This window comes from Achromobacter sp. 413638 (assembly GCF_043119405.1).
Lineage (GTDB): Bacteria > Pseudomonadota > Gammaproteobacteria > Burkholderiales > Burkholderiaceae_B > Achromobacter.
This window is the reverse complement of sequence record NZ_JBICCO010000061.1, coordinates 17864-41935: the sequence shown is the minus strand read 5'-3', so window position 1 is coordinate 41935 and position 24072 is coordinate 17864. Positions and strand designations below refer to the sequence as shown.

The 24072-nt window shown below is 70.1% G+C and carries 24 protein-coding genes; 13 read left to right on the top strand and 11 right to left on the bottom strand.

Annotated elements, in window-relative coordinates; all coding sequences use genetic code 11:
* The 4 genes from ACEU5R_RS21920 to ACEU5R_RS21905 all read left to right on the top strand — a co-directional run.
* The coding region (locus ACEU5R_RS21920) for a phytanoyl-CoA dioxygenase family protein (RefSeq protein ID WP_392411602.1) at positions 1-586 on the top strand (586 nt) is incomplete at its 5' end.
* 350 nt (positions 587-936) lie between these two features.
* Positions 937-2100 carry an alpha-hydroxy acid oxidase gene (locus tag ACEU5R_RS21915; RefSeq protein ID WP_103271853.1) on the top strand — a complete coding sequence of 388 codons (1164 nt, stop codon included), beginning with the start codon at positions 937-939 and terminating at the stop codon, positions 2098-2100.
* Positions 2101-2180: 80 nt separating this feature from the next.
* Positions 2181-3257, top strand: a complete 1077-nt coding sequence (locus ACEU5R_RS21910) for an extracellular solute-binding protein (RefSeq protein WP_369869741.1) — start codon at positions 2181-2183, stop codon at positions 3255-3257.
* A 135-nt stretch (positions 3258-3392) separates the two neighbouring features.
* Positions 3393-4226 (top strand): GyrI-like domain-containing protein, encoded by an 834-nt coding sequence (locus tag ACEU5R_RS21905; RefSeq protein ID WP_103271854.1) that lies wholly within the window; start codon positions 3393-3395, stop codon positions 4224-4226.
* 54 nt (positions 4227-4280) lie between these two features.
* Here the strand turns inward: ACEU5R_RS21905 and ACEU5R_RS21900 are convergent, their stop codons facing one another.
* The 5 genes from ACEU5R_RS21900 to ACEU5R_RS21880 form a co-directional block, all read right to left on the bottom strand.
* Positions 4281-5561 carry an amidohydrolase family protein gene (locus ACEU5R_RS21900; protein ID WP_392411598.1) on the bottom strand — a complete coding sequence of 427 codons (1281 nt, stop codon included), beginning with the start codon at positions 5559-5561 and terminating at the stop codon, positions 4281-4283.
* Between the two features lie 174 nt (positions 5562-5735).
* Positions 5736-6686 carry an ABC transporter permease gene (locus tag ACEU5R_RS21895; RefSeq protein ID WP_212315394.1) on the bottom strand — a complete coding sequence of 317 codons (951 nt, stop codon included), beginning with the start codon at positions 6684-6686 and terminating at the stop codon, positions 5736-5738.
* 3 nt (positions 6687-6689) lie between these two features.
* The gene (locus tag ACEU5R_RS21890; RefSeq protein ID WP_392411596.1) at positions 6690-7763 is read right to left on the bottom strand and encodes an ABC transporter permease; all 1074 of its coding nucleotides are present in this window, start codon (positions 7761-7763) and stop codon (positions 6690-6692) included.
* Between the two features lie 53 nt (positions 7764-7816).
* Positions 7817-9343 carry an ABC transporter ATP-binding protein gene (locus tag ACEU5R_RS21885; protein ID WP_392411594.1) on the bottom strand — a complete coding sequence of 509 codons (1527 nt, stop codon included), beginning with the start codon at positions 9341-9343 and terminating at the stop codon, positions 7817-7819.
* Entirely contained in the window at positions 9340-10356 is a 1017-nt protein-coding gene (locus ACEU5R_RS21880; RefSeq protein ID WP_392411592.1) for a BMP family protein, read from the bottom strand. Before ACEU5R_RS21880 ends, ACEU5R_RS21885 begins: the two co-directional genes overlap by 4 nt.
* A gap of 528 nt (positions 10357-10884) precedes the next feature.
* On the opposite strand from ACEU5R_RS21880, the gene ACEU5R_RS21875 reads away from it, so the two are divergent.
* The 6 genes from ACEU5R_RS21875 (at position 10885) to ACEU5R_RS21850 (ending at position 15499) form a co-directional block, all read left to right on the top strand.
* Positions 10885-11796 (top strand): DedA family protein/thiosulfate sulfurtransferase GlpE, encoded by a 912-nt coding sequence (locus ACEU5R_RS21875; RefSeq protein WP_103271860.1) that lies wholly within the window; start codon positions 10885-10887, stop codon positions 11794-11796.
* A 131-nt stretch (positions 11797-11927) separates the two neighbouring features.
* Positions 11928-12854: a 2-dehydropantoate 2-reductase gene (gene panE, locus ACEU5R_RS21870; protein WP_103271861.1), complete on the top strand. Its 927-nt coding sequence runs from the start codon at positions 11928-11930 to the stop codon at positions 12852-12854.
* A gap of 253 nt (positions 12855-13107) precedes the next feature.
* A complete protein-coding gene (locus ACEU5R_RS21865) occupies positions 13108-13719 on the top strand; it encodes an NAD(P)-dependent oxidoreductase (RefSeq protein ID WP_392411590.1) in 612 nt (203 codons plus the stop codon).
* 171 nt (positions 13720-13890) lie between these two features.
* Positions 13891-14346, top strand: a complete 456-nt coding sequence (locus ACEU5R_RS21860) for a nuclear transport factor 2 family protein (RefSeq protein WP_392411589.1) — start codon at positions 13891-13893, stop codon at positions 14344-14346.
* Between the two features lie 44 nt (positions 14347-14390).
* The gene (locus ACEU5R_RS21855) at positions 14391-14975 is read left to right on the top strand and encodes a flavin reductase family protein (RefSeq protein WP_103271864.1); all 585 of its coding nucleotides are present in this window, start codon (positions 14391-14393) and stop codon (positions 14973-14975) included.
* On the top strand, positions 14972-15499 hold the full coding sequence (locus ACEU5R_RS21850) for a nucleoside 2-deoxyribosyltransferase (protein WP_392411587.1): 528 nt from the start codon (positions 14972-14974) through the stop codon (positions 15497-15499). Before ACEU5R_RS21855 ends, ACEU5R_RS21850 begins: the two co-directional genes overlap by 4 nt.
* Before the next feature lie 79 nt (positions 15500-15578).
* Here ACEU5R_RS21850 and ACEU5R_RS21845 read toward each other — a convergent pair whose 3' ends face one another.
* From ACEU5R_RS21845 to ACEU5R_RS21830, 4 genes are read right to left on the bottom strand one after another with little or no spacing between them, the layout of a single operon-like run.
* Positions 15579-16820, bottom strand: a complete 1242-nt coding sequence (locus ACEU5R_RS21845) for a pyridoxal phosphate-dependent aminotransferase (RefSeq protein ID WP_392411586.1) — start codon at positions 16818-16820, stop codon at positions 15579-15581.
* A gap of 22 nt (positions 16821-16842) precedes the next feature.
* A complete protein-coding gene (locus tag ACEU5R_RS21840) occupies positions 16843-17646 on the bottom strand; it encodes an amino acid ABC transporter ATP-binding protein (protein WP_392411606.1) in 804 nt (267 codons plus the stop codon).
* 5 nt (positions 17647-17651) lie between these two features.
* Entirely contained in the window at positions 17652-18326 is a 675-nt protein-coding gene (locus ACEU5R_RS21835; RefSeq protein WP_392411585.1) for an amino acid ABC transporter permease, read from the bottom strand.
* Positions 18323-19111, bottom strand: coding sequence for an ABC transporter substrate-binding protein (locus ACEU5R_RS21830; RefSeq protein WP_392411583.1), 789 nt, complete (start codon positions 19109-19111; stop codon positions 18323-18325). The genes ACEU5R_RS21835 and ACEU5R_RS21830 overlap by 4 nt, the downstream gene beginning before the upstream one ends.
* Before the next feature lie 261 nt (positions 19112-19372).
* Here ACEU5R_RS21830 and ACEU5R_RS21825 point away from each other — a divergent pair, with 261 nt between their 5' ends.
* The gene (locus ACEU5R_RS21825) at positions 19373-20257 is read left to right on the top strand and encodes a response regulator transcription factor (RefSeq protein WP_392411581.1); all 885 of its coding nucleotides are present in this window, start codon (positions 19373-19375) and stop codon (positions 20255-20257) included.
* Here the strand turns inward: ACEU5R_RS21825 and ACEU5R_RS21820 are convergent.
* Positions 20190-20846 carry a TetR/AcrR family transcriptional regulator gene (locus ACEU5R_RS21820; RefSeq protein WP_392411579.1) on the bottom strand — a complete coding sequence of 219 codons (657 nt, stop codon included), beginning with the start codon at positions 20844-20846 and terminating at the stop codon, positions 20190-20192. The genes ACEU5R_RS21825 and ACEU5R_RS21820 overlap by 68 nt on opposite strands.
* 185 nt (positions 20847-21031) lie before the next feature.
* Positions 21032-21943 (bottom strand): LysR substrate-binding domain-containing protein, encoded by a 912-nt coding sequence (locus ACEU5R_RS21815; protein ID WP_392411576.1) that lies wholly within the window; start codon positions 21941-21943, stop codon positions 21032-21034.
* 135 nt (positions 21944-22078) lie between these two features.
* Between ACEU5R_RS21815 and ACEU5R_RS21810 the strand changes: the two genes are divergently transcribed.
* Positions 22079-23008 carry an NAD(P)-dependent oxidoreductase gene (locus tag ACEU5R_RS21810; protein WP_392411575.1) on the top strand — a complete coding sequence of 310 codons (930 nt, stop codon included), beginning with the start codon at positions 22079-22081 and terminating at the stop codon, positions 23006-23008.
* Positions 23009-23055: 47 nt separating this feature from the next.
* On the top strand, positions 23056-24036 hold the full coding sequence (locus tag ACEU5R_RS21805; protein WP_392411573.1) for a Bug family tripartite tricarboxylate transporter substrate binding protein: 981 nt from the start codon (positions 23056-23058) through the stop codon (positions 24034-24036).
* Positions 24037-24072: the final 36 nt, after the last annotated feature.

Here is a 24072-nt window from a genome sequence, read left to right as displayed (position 1 = left end):
GCTGTATGGCGAGCACGCGCTGCTCAAGCCGGGCGGGGGCGGGCCCGAGACGCCCTGGCACCAGGACGAGGCCTTCCGCTCGCCCGACTTCGTCTACAAGGAGCTGAGCATCTGGCTGGCGCTGCAGCCGGCCACGCTGGAGAACGGCTGCATGCAGTTCATCCCCGGGTCCAACAAATGGGACGTGCTGGAGCATCGCTCGCCCGGCGGCGACAAGCATCTGCACCCGCTGGAATGCTGCGGCGACTTCGCCCGCGATCTGGCCGTGGCCGAGCCGCTGGCGCCGGGCGGCTGCACGGTGCACGACGCGCGCACACTGCATCACACCGGCGCCAACACCTCCGACGCGCCCAGGCTGGCCTACATCCTGATCTACAACACGCCGCCCGTGTACAAGCCGGGACGCCGCGAGTTCCCGTGGCTGGAAGGCCGCTGGACCGACAGCCAGACGCGCAAGAAGGAATGGCATCGCCGCGGCGGCCTGGCGGTGGACCTGGTGCGGCGCCTGCCGGCCATCCGCCTGACCAGTCCGCGCTGGCTGGCCTGGGCCACCATCCGCGCGGTCAACAAGGTCTGGCCGCGCTGACGCGGTCCGGCGCGCCGGCCGGCCCGGCGCCGGGCAGCTCGACGCCCGGCCGCCCGAAGCCTCGTATGTGCGTCGTCCGCATGCACGGCGCCTCGCGGAATCCGTGAAAAAGCAGCGCCGGCGGGCCTCGCCCGCCGGCACCGGCGCGTATACTGGGCGGCGCCGCCGGGCCGCAGGGCCTTGCTGCACTGCAAGGCCGCCCGCCGCCGGCGGCCCCATTCTTCCAAGAAAAACCAAGGACGCCATGCGATCGGGCCCTTCCCGATGTTCCGCCTCTGCCCGCGCCATGCCGCGCGGCGCGCGCGCATGCGCCGGTTCCGCCGCGCGTCCCGCACTCTACAGACCCAGCCATGACCGCTAAGCTCTCAACGATCACCTGCATCGAAGATTTGCGCGTAGTCGCGAAACGCCGCGTGCCGCGCATGTTCTACGACTACGCCGATTCGGGCGCCTGGACCGAGGGCACCTACCGCGCCAACGAGAGCGATTTCCAGAAGATCAAGCTGCGCCAGCGCGTGGCGGTGAACATGGAAGGACGCTCGCTGCGCACCACGCTGGCCGGCCATGACGTGGCCATGCCGCTGGCCATCGCGCCGACCGGCCTGACCGGCATGCAGCACGCCGACGGCGAGATCCTGGCGGCCAAGGCCGCCGCCGAATTCGGCGTGCCCTTCACGCTGTCCACCATGAGCATCTGCTCGCTGGAAGACGTGGCCGCCGCCACCGGCAAGCCGTTCTGGTTCCAGCTGTACGTGATGCGCGACCGCGAATTCGTCGGCAACCTGATCGACCGCGCCAAGGCCGCCGGCTGCTCGGCGCTGGTGCTGACGCTGGACCTGCAGATCCTGGGTCAGCGCCACAAGGACATCAAGAACGGCCTGTCCACCCCGCCCAAGCCCACGCTGCGCAACCTGATCAACCTGGCGACCAAGCCGCGCTGGTGCATGGGCATGCTGGGCACCAAGCGCCGCACCTTCGGCAACATCGTCGGCCACGCCAAGGGCGTGAGCGACCTGTCCTCGCTGTCCTCCTGGACCGCCGAGCAGTTCGACCCGCGCCTGAGCTGGGACGACGTCGAGTGGATCAAGCAGCGCTGGGGCGGCAAGCTCATCCTCAAGGGCATCCTGGACGTCGAGGACGCCCAGCTGGCCGCCAACAGCGGCGCCGACGCGCTCATCGTCAGCAACCACGGCGGCCGCCAGCTCGACGGCGCCATGTCCTCGATCGCGGCGGTGCCGTCCATCGCCGACGCGGTGGGCTCGAAGATCGAAGTCTGGATGGACGGCGGCGTGCGCTCCGGCCAGGACATCCTCAAGGCCGTGGCGCTGGGCGCGCGCGGCGCCATGATCGGCCGCGCCTTCCTCTACGGCCTGGGCGCCTACGGCCAGGACGGCGTGCGCCGCGTGCTGGAGATCCTTTACAAGGAAATGGACACCACCATGGCCCTGTGCGGCCGCCGCTCGATCGTGCCGGGCGACCGCAGCATCCTGCTGCCGGGCACCTATCCGGTCTGAGGCAGGCCGGGCCCGTCTTTCAGTCGTCGCATTCCCGGCAGTATGCTCCAGCTTCCAGGCAGACCCACTCCGGAGTCACGATGATGAGCAAGAAGCAAGGCGGCCCCGTCCGCCTGGGCAAGGCGTTGCGGCTGCTGGCCGGCGCGGCCATGGCCGTCCTGCTCCCGGCAGTCGCCCCGGCCCAGCAGAAGACGCTGTACGTGGGCATGAATGGCGGCGGCATGGCCGAAGCCTATGCGAAGCACGTGTTTCCGGATTTCGAGCGCGCCCAGGGCGTGCGGATCGAAGTGGTGCCGGGCACGTCGGCCGAGGTGCTGGCCCGCGCCCAGGCGCAGAAGGGCAAGCCCGGCATGCACCTGATGTTCCTGGACGACGGCGTCATGGTGCGGGCCGTCGCCGCCGGCCTGTGCCAGCCGCTCAGGGACGATCCGGTGCTGCGCGAGCTGTACCCCACCGCCGTCCGGCGCGACCGCAAGGCGGTGGGCCTGAACGTCGGCATGACCGGGCTGGGCTACAACACCCGCCTGTTCGCCCGGCAGGGCTGGGCGCCGCCCACGTCCTGGATGGACCTGGCCGACCCCCGGTACAAGGGCAAGGTGGTGATGCAGTCCGCCGCCGCCAGCACCTTCGGCCTGCACGCTTTCCTCATGTTCAACCGCATCCAGGGCGGCACCGATGCCGACACCAATCCCGGCTTTCGCGCCTGGCCCGGCTCGGTCGGCGCCAATGTGCGGGAATACCTGCCTGACTCGGCCCGGCTGGGCGAGCTGATCGAGGCCGACGAGGCCGCGCTGTTTCCGCTGTCCCCCACCGCCGTCATGCGCCTGAAACGCATGGGCGTGCCGGTGGAGTATGCCGCGCCCAAGGAGGGCTCCGCGGTGCTGATGGTGGCCGAGTGCGTGGTGGCCCGCAACAGCGAGCCTGAACTGTCGCAGCAACTGGCGCTGTACCTGCTGTCGGTGCAGGCGCAGGTCAAGGCGCTGGAGACGGGCAGCTTGTTTCCGTCGAACAAGAATGTCTCGCCGCCGCCCGACCACGTCGTGTCGTTCAAGCGCTTTCAGGGCTATATGACCAACGCCAAGATCGTGAACTGGGAGCGCATCAACGCCGATCGTCCCGCGTTCAACGCGCGCTGGAACAAGATGATCGTCCGCTAGCGCGCCGGCAATCCTCGCGGCGCTTCCGTGCCGGAGGGCTGCCGCGCTCCGGCGCCTGGGCGTGTGCCGACCGGCACGCGAAAATCGCAAAATCTGCAAATGGGCCGCCGCTACAGTGCGTTCCAAGGAGACCGCATGAAGCCCGAAACCCTGAACCACTATGGCCAGCGCCTGGAACCCGTCCTGCGCTGGCTGGCGAGCCACCCGGACGCCGACCCGGACCTGTACCGGCTGGCGGACCTGGCCTGCCTGTCGCCGTACCACTTCCATCGCGTCTACCGCGCCTTGATGGGAGAAACGGTGAACGCCACCGTGCAGCGCATCCGCATGCACCGCGCGGCGGTGGCGCTGGGACGGTCCGAGGCTTCCTTGCGCGAGGTGGCGCAGCGCGCCGGCTATGAGTCGGACGCGGCGTTCAACCGGGCATTCGGCGCGACCTTCGGCATTTCGCCGGGGCGCTACCGGGCCGCCCGCTCCCGTCCCTTCGACCCACAGGAGCTAGGCATGTACCCCATCAAGATCGAAACCTTTCCCGGCGCCACGCTGGCGGTCCTGTCGCATCGCGGCAGCTACCAGGAGATCGGCCCGCTGTTCTCGCGCGTCTTCATGCTGGCCGCCAGCCGCGGCCTGGCGCGGCCCGAATCGGTCGGCTACGGCGTGTACCTGGATGATCCCGAGCAGGTGCCGGCCAGCGAGCTGCGCGCCAAGGCCGGCATGTCGGTCGCGCCCGACGCCGACCTGGGCGACGAGCTGGAACGCTTCGAGATCCCGCAAGGCCGCTGCGCCATCCTGACCTATACCGGTCCGTACAACGAGATGGACAAGCCCTACAACTGGATGTTCTCGGAATGGCTGCCCGGCAGTGGCGAGGTGCCGGCGGACTTCCCCATGTTCGAGATGTACATGAACGACCCGCGCACCACGCCGCCGGCGCAATTGCAGACCTGCATCTGCATGCCGTTGAAGTAAGGCGGGACGAAGCCGGGCGCATGCGGCGCGGCGTGGCTGCCGCGCCGCATGCGCTCAGCGGGCCGGCGTCTGGAAGCTGACCTGCGCGGGACGGCCCGGCAGGTGCAGCGTGGCGGTGGCCGGCGGGGTTTCGGCGATGACTTCCCCGCCGCGCAGCACCATCAGGCGCGTGGCGCGCAGGCGCAGCGCCTCGACCGCGTCGCGCGCCTGCAGCAGCACCAGGTCGGCGCGCTTGCCCACCGCCAGGCCGGTGTCGTCCAGGCCCAGGATGCGGGCCGGGGTCGTGGTCACGGCCTCGAAACAGGCGCGCATGGCGTCCTGGCCCGTCATCTGCGCCACGTGCAGGCCCATGTGCGCGACCTCCAGCATGTCGCCCGAGCCCAGGCTGTACCAGGGATCCATCACGCAGTCGTGGCCGAAGGCCACCGGCACGCCGGCGGCCAGCAGCTCGGGCACGCGCGTCATGCCGCGGCGCTTGGGATAGCTGTCGTGGCGGCCCTGCAGCGTGATGTTGATGAGCGGGTTGGCGATGGCCGACACGCCGGCTTCGCGCATCAGCGGGATCAGCTTGGACACGTAGTAGTTGTCCATCGAGTGCATGGACGTCAGGTGCGAGCCCGTGACGCGGCCCTGCAGGCCCAGGCGCTGCGCATGGTAGGCCAGGGTCTCGATGTGGCGCGACAGCGGATCGTCGCTTTCATCGCAGTGCATGTCCACGCGCAGGCCGCGCTCGGCGGCCAGCTCGCACAGCAGACGCACCGATTCCGCGCCGTCCTGCATGGTGCGCTCGAAATGCGGAATGCCGCCGACCACGTCCACGCCCATGTCCAGCGCGCGCTTGAGGTTGTCCATCGCGCCGGGGGCGCGCAGCACGCCGTCCTGCGGGAAGGCGACCAGCTGCAGGTCCAGGTAGGGCTTGACCCGCTCGCGCACGTGCAGCAGCGCCTCTACCGCCAGCAGGCGCGGATCGCACACGTCCACATGCGAACGGATCGCCAGCAGGCCGCGCGCCACGGCCCAGTCGCAATAGGCCAGCGCGCGCTCGACCAGCGCTTCCTGCGTCAGCAGCGGCTTGAGTTCGCCCCACAGCGCGATGCCTTCGAGCAGCGTGCCCGACTGGTTCACGCGCGGCAGCCCGAAGGACAGCGTCGAGTCCATGTGGAAGTGCGCGTCCACGAAAGGCGGCGACACCAGCTGGCCGGCCGCGTCGATGGTGCGCGCGGCCTCGGCCTTGAGCGCCGGCTCCAGCGCCGCGATGCGGCCCTGGGCGATGCCGATGTCGATGTCCTGGCGGCCGTCGGGCAGCGTGCAGCGTTTGATGATCAGGTCGAGCATGGTGGTTCCTCGCGGAAGATGTCAGTGGTTCATGGCGTCACGCCGGCTTTCGTCGCATGAACGAAGCGCCACCCCATCGGGGTCGCACGGAGCCGGCTCTGCCGGTCCGTCGCGACGCCCCCCTGGGGGGGAAGCGCGCAGCGCTTCGGGGGGGCCTCTACCCCTACACCCCTTTTAGCGTTCGCCCTTGCGGTAGGGTTTCATCAAGGCTTGCGGGTAGGCGGCGCGGCGCGCCATCACCACCAGGGCCAGGATGGAAAGCAGGTACGGCAGCATCAGGTATACCTGATACGGCAGCTCGGGCAGGCCCGGCAGCGCCGCCCCGCCCTGCTGCAGGCGCAGCTGCAGCGCGTCGAAGAAGGCGAAGATCAGCGCGCCCAGCAGCGCCTTGCCGGGACGCCACGACGCGAACACCACCAGCGCCACGCAGATCCAGCCACGACCGTTGACCATGTTGAAGAAGAAGGCGTTGAAGGCGGCCAGCGTCAGGAAGCTGCCGGCCACGCCCATCAGCGCCGAGCCGGCGACGATGGCGCCGATGCGCAGGCGGGTGACCGACAGGCCCTGGCCCTCGGCGGCGGCGGGATTCTCGCCCACCATGCGCACGGCCAGACCCACTGGCGTGCGGTTCAGCACCCAGGCCAGCAGCGGCACCGCCGCCAGCGCCAGCAGCGTCATGGGCGTCTGGCCGGCCAGCACCGGGCCGATCACCGGTATGCCGGCCAGGAACTTCATCTCGGCGAAGGGCGTGATAGTGGGCGGCGTGTTCACGCTGGGGAAGGTGACGCGGTAGGCGAAGTAGCTCAGGCTGGTGGCCAGCAGCGTCACGCCCAGCCCCGACACGTGCTGCGACAGGCCCAGCGGCACGGTCAGCACGGCATGCAGCAGGCCGAACACGGCGCCGGCCAGCGCCGCCGCCAGCACGCCGACATACAGCGGCGCGCCCAGGTAGACCACCAGCCAGCCGGTGAAGGCGCCGGCGGCCATGATGCCCTCGATGCCCAGGTTCAGCACGCCGGCACGCTCGCACAGCAGCACGCCCAGCGTGCCCAGGATGAGCGGCGTGGCCAGGCGCAGCACCGCGACCCAGAACGCCGAAGAACTCAGCAGATCCATCCATTCCATGATTCAGCCCCGATTGCGGCGCAGGCGGTATTGCGCGAACAGCGTCGCCACCAGCATGGCCAGCAGCGAGGTGGCGACGATGACGTCGGCGATGTAGTTGGGCACGGCGATGGCGCGGCTCATGCTGTCGGCGCCGACCAGCATGCCGGCGACGAACACGCTGGCCAGGATCACGCCCAGCGGATGCAGGCCGGCCAGCATGGCGACCACCACGCCCGTGTAGCCGTAGCCCGGCGACATGTCCAGCGTGACGTAGCCGGTGCGGCCCGCCACCTCGATGGCGCCGGCCAGCCCGGCCAGCGCGCCCGACAGCATCGCGGTGCCCAGCATCACGCGGCTGACCGGCAGCCCCAGGAAGCGCGAGGCGTGCGCGTTGGCGCCGACCGCGCGCATCTGGAAGCCGAACACCGTGTAGCGGTTCAGCAGCCACAGGCCCAGCGCCAGGCCGGCCGCCCACAACAGGCCGGTGTGGGCGCGGGTGCGCTCGATCAGCTTGCCCAGCTCCAGGTCGCCGTTCAGCGCCACCGACTGCGGCCAGCCCATGGCCATGGGATCCTTCATGGGACCGTCCAGCATCATGGAGACGAACAGCAGCACGATGAAGTTGCCCAGCAGCGTGGTCACCACCTCGTCCACGCCCAGCCGCGTCTTGAGCAGCGCCGGAATCAGCAGCAGCAGCGCGCCGGCCAGCGCGGCGGCCAGCATCATTCCGGCGAACAGCATGGGCACGGGCAGGTCGAAGCCGGCGCCGTCGTGCAGGCCGCCCACGGCCACGGCCGCCAGCGCGCCCAGGTACAGCTGGCCCTCGGCGCCGATGTTGTAGAAGCGCGCGCGGAAGGCCACCGCGCAGGCCAGGCCGGTCAGCATCAGCGGCGTGGCGCGGGTCAGCGTCTCGGACAGCGCGAAGCGCGAGCCGAACGCGCCTTCGAACAGCAGCGCGTAGGTGCGCCCGACGGGCGCGCCGGCCCAGGCCACCAGCAGCGCGCAGACCGCCAGGGTGAAGAGGATGGCCGCGACGGGAGCCAGCGCCAGCGCAAGGCGGCTGGGCTCGGGGCGGCGTTCCAGGAGTAGTTTCATGCGTATGTTTGCTCGGTGATGGGTGGGAAGCGCGCGCCGGGGCGTGACCGGCCCTAGGCGCGCGTTCCCGTCATGGCCAGGCCCACGCTGGCCGGCGTCCATTGCGCGACCGGCTTGACGTCGACCAGCTTGCCGCCGCACAGCACGGCGATGCGGTCGGCCAGCGCGAAGATCTCTTCCAGGTCCTCGGACACCAGCAGCACGCCGGCGCCGCGCCGGCGGGCCGCCAGCAGCTGCTCGCGCACATAGGCCACGGCGCCGATGTCCAGGCCCCAGGTGGGCTGGTCGGCCACGATGAAGTCCGGCTCGCGGGCCAGCGTGCGGCCCAGGATCAGCTTCTGCATATTGCCGCCGGACAGGCTGCGGGTGCGCACGTCCAGCGAGGCGGCGCGCACGTCGAACTGCCTGGCCAGCGCCTGCGCGTAGGCGCGGCCGGCGCGCGCGCGGATCATGCCCCAGCGCGCGAAGCGCGGGTCGTTCAGATCTTCGACGATGGCGTTTTCCCAGAGCGGGCTGTCGCCGATCATGCCTTCGCCGTGGCGGTCTTCCGGGATGCGGCCGACGCGCGCGGCGGTCCAGCCGGCGGGCGTGCGGGGCGCGGGGGCGCGCTCCGCGCCCAGCCGGATGGCGCCGTCGCTGGGCTGGCGCAGGCCGGTCAGCACCGACACCAGCGCCTGCTGGCCGTTGCCGGCCACGCCGGCGATGGCCACGATCTCGTGCCGGTGCACGGTCAGATCCAGGCTGTCCAGGCGCGTGGCGCCGTCGCGGTCGCGCACTGTCACCTGCGACAGCGCGATCACCGGCGCCGCTTGCTCGGCGGCGGCCACGGCCTCGGCGTGCGGCATGGCGACCTTGCGGCCCACCATCAGTTCGGCCAGTTCGGCCGGCGTGGTGGCGGCGGTTTCGCGCTCGGCCACCAGCCTGCCCTGGCGCAGCACGGCCACGCGCCGCGACACCGCCATGACTTCGTCCAGCTTGTGCGAAATGAAGATGACGGCCAGGCCCTCGTCCACGAAACCGCGCAGCGTGGCGAACAGGCCGTCGACTTCCTGCGGCGTCAGCACGGCGGTGGGCTCGTCCAGGATCAGGACGCGCGCGCCGCGATACAGCGCCTTCAGGATTTCAACGCGCTGCTTCTCGCCCACCGACAGCGTGCCGACGCGCGCGTCGGGATCCACGCCCAGGCCGAAGCGCTGGCCCAGCTCGACCAGCTTGCGGCGGGCCTGGCGCCGCCCGGAAGCCAGCTTCCACAGCGATTCCGTGCCCACCATGATGTTGTCCAGCACGGTCAGGTTGTCGGCCAGCGTGAAGTGCTGGTGCACCATGCCGACCCCCGCGGCCAGCGCCGCGTCGGGCCGGCCTGGCGGCAACGGCTGGCCGAAGACCTCGATGGCGCCGGCGTCGGCCACGTAGTGGCCGAACAGGATCGACACCAGCGTGGACTTGCCGGCGCCGTTCTCGCCCAGCAGGGCCAGCACCTCGCCCTGTCCGAGCGTGAGCGAGATGTCGTCGTTGGCCGTCAGGCTGCCGAAGCGCTTGGTGATCCCCGTCAGTCGCAGGGCGAGCGGCGCCGGGCTCATCGCGCGGAGGACTTGGGTTCTTTGTCGTTGACCTTGACGCTGAAGCTGCCGTCCAGGATGGCCTTCTGTTTGGCTTCCACCTTGGCGATCAGGTCGGCCGGGATCTTGCCGGCGAAGGTGCCCAGCGGCGCCAGCGACGAGCCCTTGTGCTTCATCAGCGAGTACTGGCCGTAGTCGTCGGCCTTGAAGGCGCCGGCCTTGACCTGCTTGAGCGCCGCGTCGATGGTCGGCTCCATGCTCCACAGGGCCGAGGCCACCACGGTCTCGGGGTACTGCGGCTGGGTGTCGATCACGTTGCCGATGGCCAGCTTGCCGCGTTCCTTGGCGGCGTCCGACACGCCGAAGCGCTCGGCGTAGAGCACGTCGGTGCCCTTGTCGATCATGGCGAAGGCGGCTTCCTTGGCCTTCGGGGGATCGAACCAGGAGCCGATGAAGGTGACGGTGAACTCGGCCTTGGGGTTGATCTCGCGCGCGCCTTCGATGAAGGCCTGCATCAGGCGGTTCACTTCGGGAATGGGGTAGCCGCCCACCAGGCCGATCTTGCCGGTCTGGCTCATGCCGGCCGCGATCATGCCGGTCAGGTAGGCCGGCTCCTGGATGTAGTTGTCGAACACCGCGAAGTTGGGCTGCTGCGGCTTGCCCGAGGAACCCATCAGGAAGGCGGTCTGCGGATAGTCCTTGGCGACCTTGCGCGCGGCGGCCTCGACCGCGAAGGCCTCGCCCACCACCAGCTTGTTGCCCTGCTCGGCATACTGGCGCATGACGCGCTCGTAGTCGGCGTTGGTGACGTTCTCGGAGAACGCGTAGTCGATCTCGCCGCGGTCGCGGGCGGCGGTCAGCGCCTTGTGGATGCGCGATACCCACTGCTGCTCGACCGGCACCGTGTAGATGGCGGCGACCTTGACCTTTTCGGGCGCCTGGGCCTGGACCGTGCCGGCCAGCATCAGCGCGCCGGCGGCGGCGGCCAGCTTGAGCAGGCCGCGGCGGGCGGACGAGGGGAATAGGGAGTTCATGCGTGGGGCTCCTTCGCGGTGATGGACGGGAATGGGGAAAGGACGCGATCGCCGCGCGCGCGGCCCCTCGCCGCCCGATGGCTGCGGCCGCCGGCGGACGAGCCGGGGCGAGCGGGCGGATGCGTGGTGTTGGGATCGGTCATCGGATGGGGCGCAGGCAGGCGCGCCCATCCGAACGGTCGGGTTCGCGGCCTGCCATGGCGAAGCAATTTGTATGCCATGCGGCGTTCCCGCGGCAAGTCGGGGAAACCTGATGGCCGGGCAGGATTATAGGCACGCCGGCGGGGATTGTCGGCACCATCGTGGTGCGGCTTTGCAGGTGGTGGACGGCGGCGCGCTCAAATCCTGGCGCGCCGCGCAATGCAGTGTTCCACCGGCCCGGGCTGGCAAGGCCGCCCGGGCCGCCTAAAATTCCGGCGCGGGCGCGCGCGTCTGGCGCCGCCCCGCTGTGCCGGACCGGGCCCGCCCCTCGCGGGACGGCCAGTCCCTGAACCCGGCCGCGCGCCGCGCGGCCCGTCGGAAGACACGATGCAAGACATACAGTTGCTGCTGGAGCAGTACGGCGCCTGGTTGGTGTTCGGGAACGTCCTGATCGAACAGGCCGGCCTGCCCGTGCCCGCCTATCCCATGCTGATCGCCGCCGGCGCGCTGGCCGGCACGGCCGGCTGGCTGGCGCCGTGGATCGCGGCCACGCTGGCCTGCCTGCTGGCCGACAGCCTCTGGTACCTGGCGGGCCGGCGCTACGGTTCGCGCCTGCTTGGCGTGGTCTGCAAGCTGTCGCTGTCGCAGGATTCCTGCATCCGCCAGACGCAGCGGCTGTACCTGCGCGTCGGCGTGCGCGCGCTGCTGGTGTGCAAGTTCCTGCCGGGCGCGGGCGCGCTGTCCACCGTCATGGCCGGCCTGACGGGCACCGGCTTGCGCCGTTTCCTGCTGTACGACCTGGTCGGCGCGATGATCTGGGCCGGCTCGGCGCTGCTGCTGGGCGGCCTGTTCCATGGCGTGGTCAACGACGTGCTGGACCTGCTGGCGAACTATGGCGCCATGGGCCTGGGCCTGCTGGCCGCGCTGCTGGCGCTGTACATCGTCGTGCGCGCGCTGCGCCGCTGGGTGCTGGTGCGCAAGCTGCGCGTCATCCCGAGGCTGTCGGTCGACGAGCTGATGCGCTGGCGTCAGGACGGCCGCCAGGCGCTGGTGTTCGACGTGCGGCCCGAGGCCCAGCGCGACGCCCAGCGCATTCCCGGCGCCATCGCGGTGGACCTGCGCGCGCCGCTGCCGCCGCTGGAGGCGGACGCGCAGGACGCCGACATCGTGGTCTATTGCGCCTGCCCCAACGAGGTCTCGGCCGCGATGCTGGCCCGGCGGCTGCGCGCCGCCGGCTATCGCCGCACCTGGGCGCTGCGCGGCGGCTACGAGGCCTGGGCGCGCCACGCGCAGCCCTGAACGCCAGCCCGTGATTCCGGTCCGTGATTCCGGTTCGTGGCTTTGGCCCGTGGCTTCGGTCCGGCCGCGGCCGCGCGCATAATGTCCGCGTTCGCCCGCAAGACTTGCGGGCTGCCAGACAGGAGACAGACATGCGCTTGTTGTTCTTGGGCGCCGGCGGCACCGGCGGCTACTTTGGCGGACGCGCGGCCCAGGCCGGCGCGGACGTGACCTTCCTGGTGCGCGAGCCGCGCGCGGCGCGCCTGCGCGCCGAAGGGTTGCGCATCCGCAGCCCGCTGGGCGACGCCGTGGTGCGGCCCAAGCTCGCCACCAGCCAGACGCTGGATGGCGCCTACGACGTGGTGGTGCTGAGCTGCAAGGCCTATGACCTGGCCAGCGCCATCGAGGCGATCCGCCCCGCCGTGGGGCCGGACACGGCGGTGCTGCCCATCATGAACGGCGTGCTGCAATACGAGGTGCTGGACCGCGAGTTCGAGGCGCGGCGCGTGTTGGGCGGGCTGTGCCAGATCAACGCCACCCTGGGGCCGGACGGCGAGGTCGTGCACCTGGGCAAGTTCGCCAGCATCGTGTTCGGCGAACGCGCCGGCCCGGCCCGCAGCGCCCGCTGCGAGGCGCTGGCGCAGGCCTTGGCTGGCGGCGAATTCAGCAGTCGCCTGAGCGACAACATCCACCAGGACGTGTGGGAAAAGTACGTATTCCTGACCACGCTGGCGGCCGGCACCTGCCTGATGCGCGGGCCGGTGGGCCGGATCGCCGCCACCGACGACGGCGCCGACATCCTGCGTGCCCTGCTGCGCGAATCGCAGGCCGTGGCGGCCGCGTCCGGGCATGCGGTGCGGCCCGAGGCCGACGCCTCGGTGCTGAAGATCCTGACCGACACCAGCCAGCCCATGACCGCGTCCATGTTCCGCGACCTGAGCCAGGGCCTGCCGGTCGAGGCAGACCACATCGTCGGCGACATGGTGCGCCGCGCCGCCACGCTCGGCGTGGACGCGACCTATCTGCGCGTGGCCTACGCGCATCTGCAGGTCTATCAGGCGCAGCGCGCGGCGGGCTGACGCGGCCGCGGCGGCGCCGCTGTTCAAGCGCCGCCGCCCGGCGCACACTGTAGCCATGCGCCGCGCGCGGTTCGCGGCGCGGGCCGGCGGCGCATTCGCCGGCATTGGTGCGCGGATTGCAAAGAACTCGTCCGTTCCGGTGGGTTTTTCCCATCGATTCGACCGAATAGCATGGTGTTGCCTGAACCGCGGCGGGGCTTACGGACAGTCCGCAAGGCAAGCGCGCCCGGTTCCTACTGACAGGAGCAAGACCATGAAAATCGCATTGATCGGCATCACCGGCCGCGTGGGTTCGCGCGTTGCCGACGAATTGCTCAAGCGCGGCCACCAGGTGACCGGCATCGCCCGCAACCTGGGCGACGTCAATCCCCAGCCCGGCCTGACCGTCAAGCAGGGCGACGCCACCGATCCGCAGGGCCTGACCGCGCTGCTGGCCGGCCACGACGCCGTGGTCAGCGCCTCGCGCTTCGTCTCGTCCGATGCCAAGCCGCTGATCGCAGCGGTGAAGGACGCCGGCGTGCCGCGCCTGCTGGTGGTCGGCGGCGCGGGCAGCCTGCAGGTGGCGCCCGGCAAGATGCTGATCGACACCCCCGAGTTTCCCGACGCCTACAAGCCCGAGGCCCGCGCCGGCGTGGTGTTCCTGGACGCGCTGCGCCAGGAGAAGGTGCTGAACTGGACCTTCCTGTCGCCGTCCGCGCTGTTCGAGCCGGGCGAGCGCACCGGCAAGTTCCGCCTGGGCGATGACGTGCTGCTGGCGGACGACGAGGGCAAGAGCTGGATCTCGATGGAAGACTACGCCATCGCGTTGGCCGACGAGATCGAGACGCCCCGGCATACACGCCGCCGTTTCACCGTCGGATACTGATCCGTTCCGTCCGGGCAGCCCGCCCGGAACGGAGCCGGCCCGCCCAATGGCGGGCCATTGTCGTTTTGACGCCCGATTTTCTCGGGCGCTGGCGGGAAATGGGCCGGGACGCCGTCTTTTATTTGTAAACTGGCGAACCGCCAGCCGGTGTCCTGACTTGAGTCGTTTCGTATGCGTATCCCCTTGAAATCCTTGGCTTTCTGTACGCTGCTGGCCGCCGGCGGCCTGGCGCTGTCGCCCGCGTCCGCCGCGCCGCAGTCCAACAAGGAGATCGCGGTGGCCTTTTTCCGCATGATGTTCCTGGACCGCGACGTCGACGAGGCGGTGCGTCTGTACGTGGGCGACAAGTACGTGCAGCACAATCCCTACATGCCCGACGGCGTCGGTCCCACGCAGGATTACTTCCCGGCGTATTTCGAGCAGCATCCGCAGGCCGTCGTCGAGATCAAGCGCGTGATCGCCGAGGGCGAGCTGGTCATGATCCACAACCTGTGGAAGGACACGCCCGAAGACCGCGGCCAGGCCGTGGTGGACATCTTCCGCCTGGAAAACGGCAAGATCGTCGAGCACTGGGACGTGAGCCAGGACATTCCCGAAAACCCCGCCAACAAGAACGGCATGTTCTAGGCGCAGGCGCGTCCCGAGCTGCCGGCGTTCCAAGCGAGTCCAGCGTGTCCCCTGCGCCCGATATCCAGCCCGTCGAGCTGTCCCGTTCCTACCTGCTGCTGAACCACGGCCCCACGGTGCTGGTCACCAGCGCCCACGGCGGCCGGCGCAACGTCATGGCGGCGGCCTGGGCCATGCCGCTGGACTTCAACCCCGCCCGCATGCTGGTGGTGGTGGACAAGAACACCCATACGCGCACGCTGATCGACGCTTCCGGCGAATTCGCGCTGTGCATTCCGTCGCGCGAGCAGGCGCGGGCCACGCTGAAGGTCGGCACGGATTCCGGCCGCGACGAGGACAAGTTCCAGGCCAGCGGCCTGTCCACCTTCCCCGCCAGCAAGATCGGCGCGCCGCTGGTCGCGGGCTGCCTGGGCTGGCTGGAATGCAAGGTGCTGCCCGAGCCGCACAACCAGCAGGCCTACGATCTGTTCATCGGCGAGGTCGTGGCCGCCTGGGCCGCGCCCGATGTGTTCTCGGGCAATCGATGGCATTTCCCTTCCGAGGGCCGCCGCTCGATCCATTACCTGGCCGGCGGTTCGTTCTTCGCCACCGGCGAGGGCTTTTCCGTGTCCGAACCGGAGCCGTCATGAGCGGCGCGCGGCCCGGCGTCTATCTGGCCGGTTTCGACGTGTTCCTGCCGGACGCGGCGGCGCATGGCGAGCGGCTCAAGGCGCTGGCCGCCCGACACGGTTTTGACGGCCTGTTCCCGCTGGACAACCAGACGCCGCCCGGCCTGGCCGGCGCGGCGCTGGCGCAGTGGATCTATCGCGCCAACGTGGCCATGATCCAGCGCGCGGACCTGGTCATGGCCAACCTGAATCCGTTCCGTGGCGCCGAGCCTGATTCGGGCACGGCCTTCGAGGTGGGCTACGCCATCGCCTGCGGCAAGCCGGTATGGGCGTACACCGCGCAGGCGGATTCGCTGATCGCGCAGGTGGCGGTCGGTACGGCGGACACGCCCGCCCGCGCCATCGATGCGCAGGGATACACGGTCGAGGACTTCGGCCTGAATCTCAACCTGATGCTGGCCTGCAGCGCTCGCGTCGTGATCGGCGATGCCGCCGACTGCCTGGCGCGGATGGCGGCCGAGCGCGCGGGACAGCCCGAGGGCTGAACGGTCCGCGCGTCCGCATTTGCGTTGGCGTTGGCGTTCGCGTGGGTTAGGTCTGGCCGGATCGTGCGAGGCGGCCTCGCTATGTGCGTTGCGTCAGGAAGCGGCGCAGCCGGCTCAATCCTTCTTCCAGGCGTTCAGGGGTGGTGGCATGGCACCAGCGCAGCCATGCCGACGCTTCCGGGCCAAAGGCCGCGCCGGGGGCCAGGCCCAGGCCGGTCTGTTCCACCAGTTGCCGCGCGAGCAGCGCGGAGTCGGTCGCGCCCGCCATCCGGAAGAACACATACATTGCGCCGCCGGCATCGGGCGCCTCGATGCCGGGCAAGCCGCGCAGCGCGTCGGTCAGCAGCGCGCGGGTTCGCGCCAGCTGCGCGCGCAGCGCCGCCACCGTGGCCTCGCCGTGTTCCAGCGCCGCCGTCGCCGCCCGCTGCACGGGATCGAAGACGCAGGAGCTGTTGTATTCGATCAGCTTGGCCAGATCGTCCGTCAGCGACGCGGGCACGACCATCCAGCCGACGCGCCATCCGGTCATGGACCAGGCCTTGGAGAAACTGTTGACCGAGATGACGCGGTCATCGGGCGCGCAGTGCCTGAGGAAGGACGGCGCCGAGGCCTGCCCGGGGTCGTAGAGCAGGCGTTCGTAGACGTCGTCGCAGAGAATCCAGATGCCATGCTGGCGGCAATGCCGCAGGATGGGCGCGATGTCGTCGGCCGCGATGGTCCAGCCCGTGGGGTTGTTGGGCGAGTTGAGCAGCAGCAGACGGGTGCCGGGCCTGAGCGCCTGCAGCAGCCCGGGCACGTCCAGCGTCCATCGGCCGTCCGTCACCGACAGCGGGTAGCGCTGCGTGCGGGCGCCGAGGATGCGGGGAATCTCGGTCAGGTTGGGCCAGAGTGGGGTGATGGCGACGACGTGGTCGCCCGGCTCGAGCAGCAGCTGCGCGGCCAGCATGATGCCCGACACCCCTGACCCGCTGACTGCGATGCGTTCCGTGCCGATATCCACGCCGTGCAGCGCGCTCAGGTAGCGGGACAGGGCGTGGCGCAGATAGGGCCGGCCCAGGTTCTCGCCGTAGCGGGTTTCGCCCCGCGCCAGCGACAGGCTGGCGGCTTCGCGGATGACGCCCACGGTCGGGCTGTCGGATTCGCCGAACCAGAAGGGCAGCACGTCTGCGCGGTGCATCGCCGCGTTCGCCAGCTGCCGGATCGGCGATGCCGTCAGCGCCTGCACCGTGGCGCGCGGCAGGGGCTGCGGAAATGGGCTTGGGCGCGGACTTGGGCTTGGGTCCGGGGCCAGGTCCTGGACCGGGCGTGGATCGTGGGGCATGGGCAGGGCTCGTGTGGAAGGCTCAGGCGGACATGCCGCCGCGTCCGCGCGTGGCGGTATGGATGAAGGCCCGGGCGCGGTCCGTGGCGGGGTTCGTGAAAAACGTCTCGGGCGGCGCGATTTCCACGATGCGGCCCTGCTCCATGAACACGACACGATCTGCCACCTTGCGCGCGAAGGACATTTCATGGGTCACGATCAGCAGCGTGGCGCCGGTCCTGGCGATGTCCTGGATCACGTCCAGCACTTCCTGCACCATTTCCGGGTCCAGCGCCGACGTGGGCTCGTCGAACAGCAGCAGCTCGGGCTGCATGGCCAGCGCCCGCGCGATGGCGACGCGCTGCTGCTGTCCGCCCGACAGCTGGCCCGGCCGCTTGTGCTGGTGGGCCCGCAGGCCCACGCGTTCCAGCAGGGCCTCGGCCCGCGCCGTGGCCTCGGGCCAGGACAGGCCGCGCACGCGCACCGGCGCCAGCGCCACGTTCCTGAGCGCGCTCATGTGCGGGAACAGGTTGAACTGCTGGAACACCATGCCGACCTCGGCGCGCACGCGCGCCAGGTGCCGGTCGTCGCGCACCGTGATGCCGTCGACCTCGACGCTGCCGCCGTCATAGGTTTCCAACAGGTTCACGCAGCGCACCAGCGTCGACTTGCCGGACCCGGACGGGCCGATGAGGGCGACGACCTCGCCCCGGGCCACGTCCAGGTCGACGCCGTCCAGCGCCGTGAACGCGCCGTAGTGTTTTTCCAGCCGCCGCAGGCGCAGCAGCGGGGGCGGGTTCGAGGCCGCCGCTGCGTCGGCGTCCTGCGGCGTGGGGCGGGGAGGGATGTGCACTATCGGGCCCCCCGGCGGCTGGCGCGGTTTTCGATGGCGCTGACCACGCGCACCAGCGGCAGCAACAGCAGCAGGTACAGCATGGCCGCGCCGATCAGCGGCGTGGGATTGGCGTAGTAGGCCTGCGCCTGCGTGGCCTGCTTGAGCAGGTCCGGCATGGCCACCACCGAGGCCAGCGCGGTGTCCTTGATCAGGCTGATCGCGATGCCGGTCCCGGGCGGGATGGTGAAGCGGATCGCCTGCGGCAGCACGATGTCGGTCATCATCCGGGGCCAGGACAGGCCCAGCGCGCGGGCGGCCTCGACCTGGCCGGCGGGAACGGCCTCGATGCCGGCGCGGAAGGTCTCGGCGATGTAGGCGGATGCCACTAGAGACAGCGCGGCGGTCGCGGCCCAGAACGGCGGCAGCCGCAGGCCGACGAAGGGCAGCGCGTAGTAGACGATCACCAGCAGCACCAGCAGGGGAATCGCCCGCAGCACGTCGATCAGCGCGATGGCGGCCCAGCGCAGCGGCTTGACCGCATACAGGCGCAGCACGACCAGCAGCAGCCCGAGCGCGGTCGCCAGGACCAGGCTGGTGGCGCCCAGCAGCGCCGTCAGCCGGAAGCCGGCCAGCAGCGAGCCGATGGAATCGGCCAGCACGCCGGCATTGAAGAAGGTGTCGGCCAGGTTCATTGCACGGCCGGAATGGCTTCGATCTTCACCGTGCTGGAATTCGGACCGGCCTCGGCGTTGAACCATTTGCGGTACAGGCCGGGCAGCGAGCCGTCGGTCTTCATGCGGCCGATTTCCTGGTTGATCGCGTCCAGCAGCGGGCTGGCCTTGGGCAGCATCAGCGCGTTCCTGTCGCCGGTCGCCACTTCGTGGATGATGGAGAACTGCGGCTTGTCGCGGATGTACCAGGCCATGATCGGGCAGTCGTTGATGCTCGCGGCGGTGCGCTGCGAGGCCAGGTCCATCATCGGTTCGATATTGCCGTCGTAGCGCCGGATTTCCTTGTAGGCGTGTTCCTGCTGGGACCGGGCGGCCCAGATCTCGCCCACCGTGCCGGTGATGACGCCGACATCCCGCCCCTTGAGCTGTTCCACGCGCTTGACGGGGCCGTCCGACAGCGCGGCCACGCACTGGTTGGAATCGATGATGGGCTGGGTGAAGGCGACGTTCTCGAGCCGCTTGGCGGTGATGGTGATGGCGCCCAGGGCAACGTCGGCGCGGCCGGATTGCACGGCCGCGAACAGCATGTTGAACGGCATCGACGAGAATTCGACCGACTTGTTCAGGCGCTGGGCCACGGCCTGGATCACCTCGACCTCGAAACCGGTCAGCTTGCCGTTGCGGTCTTCGAATTCGAAGGGCGGATTGCCCTGGTTGACCGCAACGCGAAGGTCGGCCGCGAGGCTGGCGGTGGCGGCCAGGGAAAGGCAGGCCGCCACGGCGGGCGTGGTCCAGATGCTGTTCATACCGTCTCCTTGGGAAGCGCGCTTGTCGTTGTGGTGACAGCGACCTTAGCAAGCGGGCATGGGAGCGGTAATCCCCTCTTGGGGGGATGGCGCGCGCGGGCCGTGCAAGCGGCGCGGCGTCGCGACCGCATGAAGAATCGGACGAATGAACGGCGGCGGATCCATGGGTGGATCTATTTGCGTCACCCGCGGCATTGCCGCCCCTGCCGCGATTTGGCATGCTCGGGAATCCGCGAATCCATCCCGCGCCGGAGGCCCCGCATGTCCGCCGTGATGACTATCGATCACATGAGCCAGCTCGTCGACGCCCTGGACCGGCAGGACTTCCCGGCCTTGCTGCTGGAGCGCCTGGAAACGCTGGTGCCGTTCGACCTGTATGCCGTGTTCTTCTACGACGGGGAAGCCGCGCCCGCCTGCCTGCACAGCAATTTCCCGCCCGGCGCGCCGGAACGCTCGCTGCATCGCTACTCGGGCGGCACGTTCCGCTATCACCCGTTCTTCCAGCATCACCTGCGGGGCATCGAAAGCGGCGTCCATTTCCTGCCCGAGCTGTGCCGCTCGACCTTCCTGCGCCGGCCCGAGCGCGATTGCGACAGCATCCGGCTGAGCCGCGACGAAGAGATCGGCTATCTGACCCGGGACTTTCCCGCCACGCTCAAGGAGCTGGACCTGAGCGTGCGCCTGGCCGGCGCGCGCACCTTGCAGGTGGGCCTGTATCGTCATGGCGGCGCGCGGTTCACCCGCGACGAGGCCGCGCGGCTGGATGGCGTGTTCCCGCTGGTCCAGTCGCTGTTCAGGCGGCATCTGGCCTCATGGCTAGCGGAACGCGAATGCGCGTCGCGGGACGGCCTGCGCCTGGCCGGCATGCGCGGCTTGCGGGAAAGGCTGTCGCCGCGCGAGGCCGAGATCGTCGGCCTGATTCTCAGGGGCTATTGCTCCAAGGAGATCGCGCAAAAGCTCAAGATCGGCATCGAGACCGTCAAGACGCATCGCAAGAACGCCTATGCGAGGCTGGACGTGTCGAGCGCGCCGGAACTGGCGTCCCGCTTCCTGGATACGCTGGCGGCGGCAGCCTGTCTCAGCCCGCCTTGCGCGGCGCGGCCCGCTTGCGGGCAGCCGGCGCCGGCACGCTCAGATAGCCCATGATGGCGTCCGCCACGGCCTGTTCCAATTGCGCCGACGAAAAGCCGGCCGGCGGCTCCAGCGCGGCCGCGTGCACCAGCGATTCCATGATGCGCAGCACCACATAGGTGGCCAGATCGCGGTCCGGCTGCGCGATCTCGTCGCGGTGGAATTCCAGCAGGTGCCGCATGCGGCGGTGGATGTCCTGGTCGGCGAGGCTGTGCTCGCGCGGTTGGTCGAACAGCGGGAACTCGCGTTCCAGCACGCGGTGCAGCGCCGGTTCCAGCAGGTGCGCGCCCAGCATGGCGCCGACGATGGCGGCGACCCGGTCGCGCAGCGTGGCGGCGGGATTGGCCTCCAGCGTCTGGTCGATCAGGTCCAGCATCTGCCGGTCGTGGCGGTCGTGCAGGGCGGCGATCAGCGCGTTCTTGTTCGGGAAGTACTGGTACAGCGAACCCACGCTCACGCCCGCGGTTTCGGCGATCAGGTTGGTGTTGGTGCCTGCGTAGCCATGTTCGGCCAGCACGCGGGCGGTGGCTTGCAGGATGGCGTCGACGGTCTGTTGCGAGCGCTGCTGGCGCGGCGCTTTTCGGGGCTGCGGGATGGATGTCATGAAGGCCGGGTGATGCGTGTATCTAATGCGAGCTGTGGCTCATTAAATTTTTCTGTGCCCGCGGGGCGCGCGAGTCCCGGAATTATGCCATCGCCCAGGCGGGCATCGCGCCGTCCCGCTCCCCCCTTTCCTTTTGAAGGACTTCCTTGCATATCGGCCGTCGCGACGGCGGGCGGCGGCAAGCGCTATCCCGGTGTTTTCAGGTCCGGCAGGCCGCGCACATGCTCCTTGATCAGGCGCACGAAACGCTGCACCTGCCGGCTGGGCCGCTCGAAGCGCGAGCGCGCCAGGCTCAGCGACAGCGGGATCGATTCGCGCAGCGGCCGCGCCACCACGCCGGGCCAGCCCTGGCCGCCCACCGAGAACTGGTCGACGATGGCCACGCCGGCGCCCGCCCGCACCAGCGCGCAGGCGACCTCGGCGCGCATGATGTCGACCGCCGCGCTCCAGCTCACGCCGGAGCGCTGGAATGCCGCCGCCACCAGCTGGCCGAAGGGGATGTTGCGGCTGTAGAGCACCAGCCGGCAGGCCGCCAGCTGCGCCAGGCTCACGCGCGGCTGCGCGGCCAGCGGATGGCCTTCCGGCAGGATGCAGACCATCTCGCCCGTGGCCAGCGGTTCGACCACCAGGTTGGGGTGGTCCACCGGCAGCACCGAGATCGCCAGCTCGGCCTTGCGGCCCAGCAGCTCGTGCGCCATGTCGGCCAGCAGCGTGGTGTGGAACTTGAGCCGCACGCCGGGGTGCAGCTCCAGGTAGCGGGCGATGGCCGGCGGCAGGAAGTTCAGCGCCAGGCTGGGGCTGGCGCACAGCGTCAGCGCGCCCTCGGGCCGGGCGGCCAGGTCGCGCGCCAGCTCGTCGATGCGCAGCGCTTCCTCGAACAGCGGCCCGACTTCCTCGAACAGGCGCTGCGCCTCGGGCGTGGGCGTGAGCTTGCCCTTGTCGCGCGCGAACAGCTGCAGGCCCAGGCTTTGCTCGGCATGGGCGATCAGCCGGCTGACGGCGGGCTGCGACACGAACAGCAGCTTGGCCGCGCCGTTCATCGAGCCGGTCAGCATGACCGCGCGAAACACCTCCATCTGCCTGAGCTTGAAGCGCATGGCGCTTTCCGTCCTGTCTCGATAATCGTTTGTTATATCCCCCGGCCAACTTAGCATAGGCCGTGCAAATCCACAGCCGGTAGCATCCCCATGCGCCTTTCGTTCGGGAAAAGGCATCATCGATAAGCGGAAGGCATGGGCATGGAAATCGGATTCGTCGGACTGGGAATGATGGGCTTGCCGATGCTGGAGAACCTGGCGCGGGCCGATGCGGATGACCGGATCCTGGCCCATGACCGCGACCCGGCCCGCCTGGCGCGGCTGCACGCGCATCCCGCCTGGGGACGCACGCTGCGCGGGGCCGGGAGCCTGGACGAGCTGGCCGGCTGCGACATCGTCATCACCATGCTGCCCGACAGCGCCGTGACCAATGCCGTGATCGAGGGCGCGCCGGGCCGTCCCGGGCTGATGACGCTGCTGCGCCCCGGCGCCCTGCTGCTGGACATGGGCTCGTCCGATCCCGCGCAGACGCTGCGGCTGGCGCCGCTGCTGCGCGCGGCCGGGCTGGCGCTGGTCGACGCGCCCGTTTCCGGCGCCGTGGCCAAGGCCGCCGCCGGCACGCTGGCCATCATGGCGGGCGGCGATGCCGCCGACCTGGAGCGCGCGCGTCCGCTGCTGTCGCGCATGGGCGCCACGCTGATTCCCACCGGCGCGGTCGGTTCGGCCCATGCCATGAAGGCGCTGAACAACTATGTCTACGCCGCCGGCCTGCTGGCGGCCAGCGAGGCGCTGCTGATCGCGCGCCGCATGGACCTGGACCTGGATGTGTTCACCGACGTGCTCAATGCCTCCAGTGGCCGCAACGTCGCCACCGAAACGAAGTTGCGCCAGTTCATCGTGCCGGGCAGCTACGCCGGCGGCTTCGCGCTGGCGCTGATGGCCAAGGACCTGCGCACCGCCGACGCGCTGCAGGCGCATGCCGGCGTGCGCGCCGAGCAGCTGTCGCTGTGCGCCGGACTGTGGCAGCGCGCGCTGGCGGAGATGGAGCCGGGCGTGGACAACACGCGGATCCACCAATACCTGGAGCGGCTGAACGCGTCCGACCTGGCGGCGCATCTGGCGTAGCGGCGCTGCCCGTCGTGGCGACAAGAACACATCAACAGGAGACAGCCATGAAACCCATCATCGCCGCGCGGCGGCTGGCGGCCGGCCTGGGCGCGGCCCTGCTCGCCCTTGCTGTCATGCACCCGGCGCGGGCCGCCTATCCCGACCGTCCCATCCGCATGGTCGTGCCCTTTCCGCCGGGCAGCATCACCGATGTGGTGGCGCGCAGCCTGGGCAAGGCCATGGCCGACGACCTGGGGCAGCCGGTGGTGGTCGAGAACAAGCCCGGCGCCAACGGCATCATCGGCACGCACGACGTGGCCCGCAGCAAGCCGGACGGCTACACCGTGGTGGTGGTCGGCGTGTCCACGGCCGCCAGCGGCGTCAGCCTGTTCAAGAACCTGCCCTACGATCCGGCCGTCGACCTGTCGCCCATCGGCGCCGTGGCCGAGACGCCCTATCTGCTGGTTGGCTCGCCGCGCCTGCCGGGCGCCAGCGTGGCCGAGCTGTACGCCTACGGCGCGCGGCATCCGGGCAAGCTGACCTATGCCTACGGCTCGGGCAGCGCGCAGGTGTTCGGCGCCAAGTGGGCGCGGATGGGCGGCATCGACGTCACGGCCGTGCCCTATCGCGGCGGCCCGCAGGCGCTGACCGACGTGATCGGCGGCACGGTAGACCTGACCTTCACCGACCTGGCCAACGGCCTGCAGCAGGCGCGCGCCGGCAAGGTCAAGACCTATGGCGTCAGCACGCCGGAACGGTTCCCGCTGGCGCCCGACATTCCCACGCTGAACGAGAGCGGCGCGCCCGGCTTCAACCTGACCGTGTGGTTCGGCCTGATGGGTCCGAAGGATCTGCCCGAGCCCGTGTCCCGGCGCCTGGCGGCCGCGCTGGAAAAGGCGCTGGGCAAGGCCGAGCTGAAGGACGCCTACGCGGCGCAGGGCCTTTCCGTCAAAACCCAGACGCCCGCGCAATTCGGCGCCTTCGTGCGCGCCGAGATCGACAAATGGGCCGCCATCGTCAAGGAAACCGGCATCGAGCCGCAATGAAGGACGCGCCGTCGCCGCATGCCATCCCCGCATTCC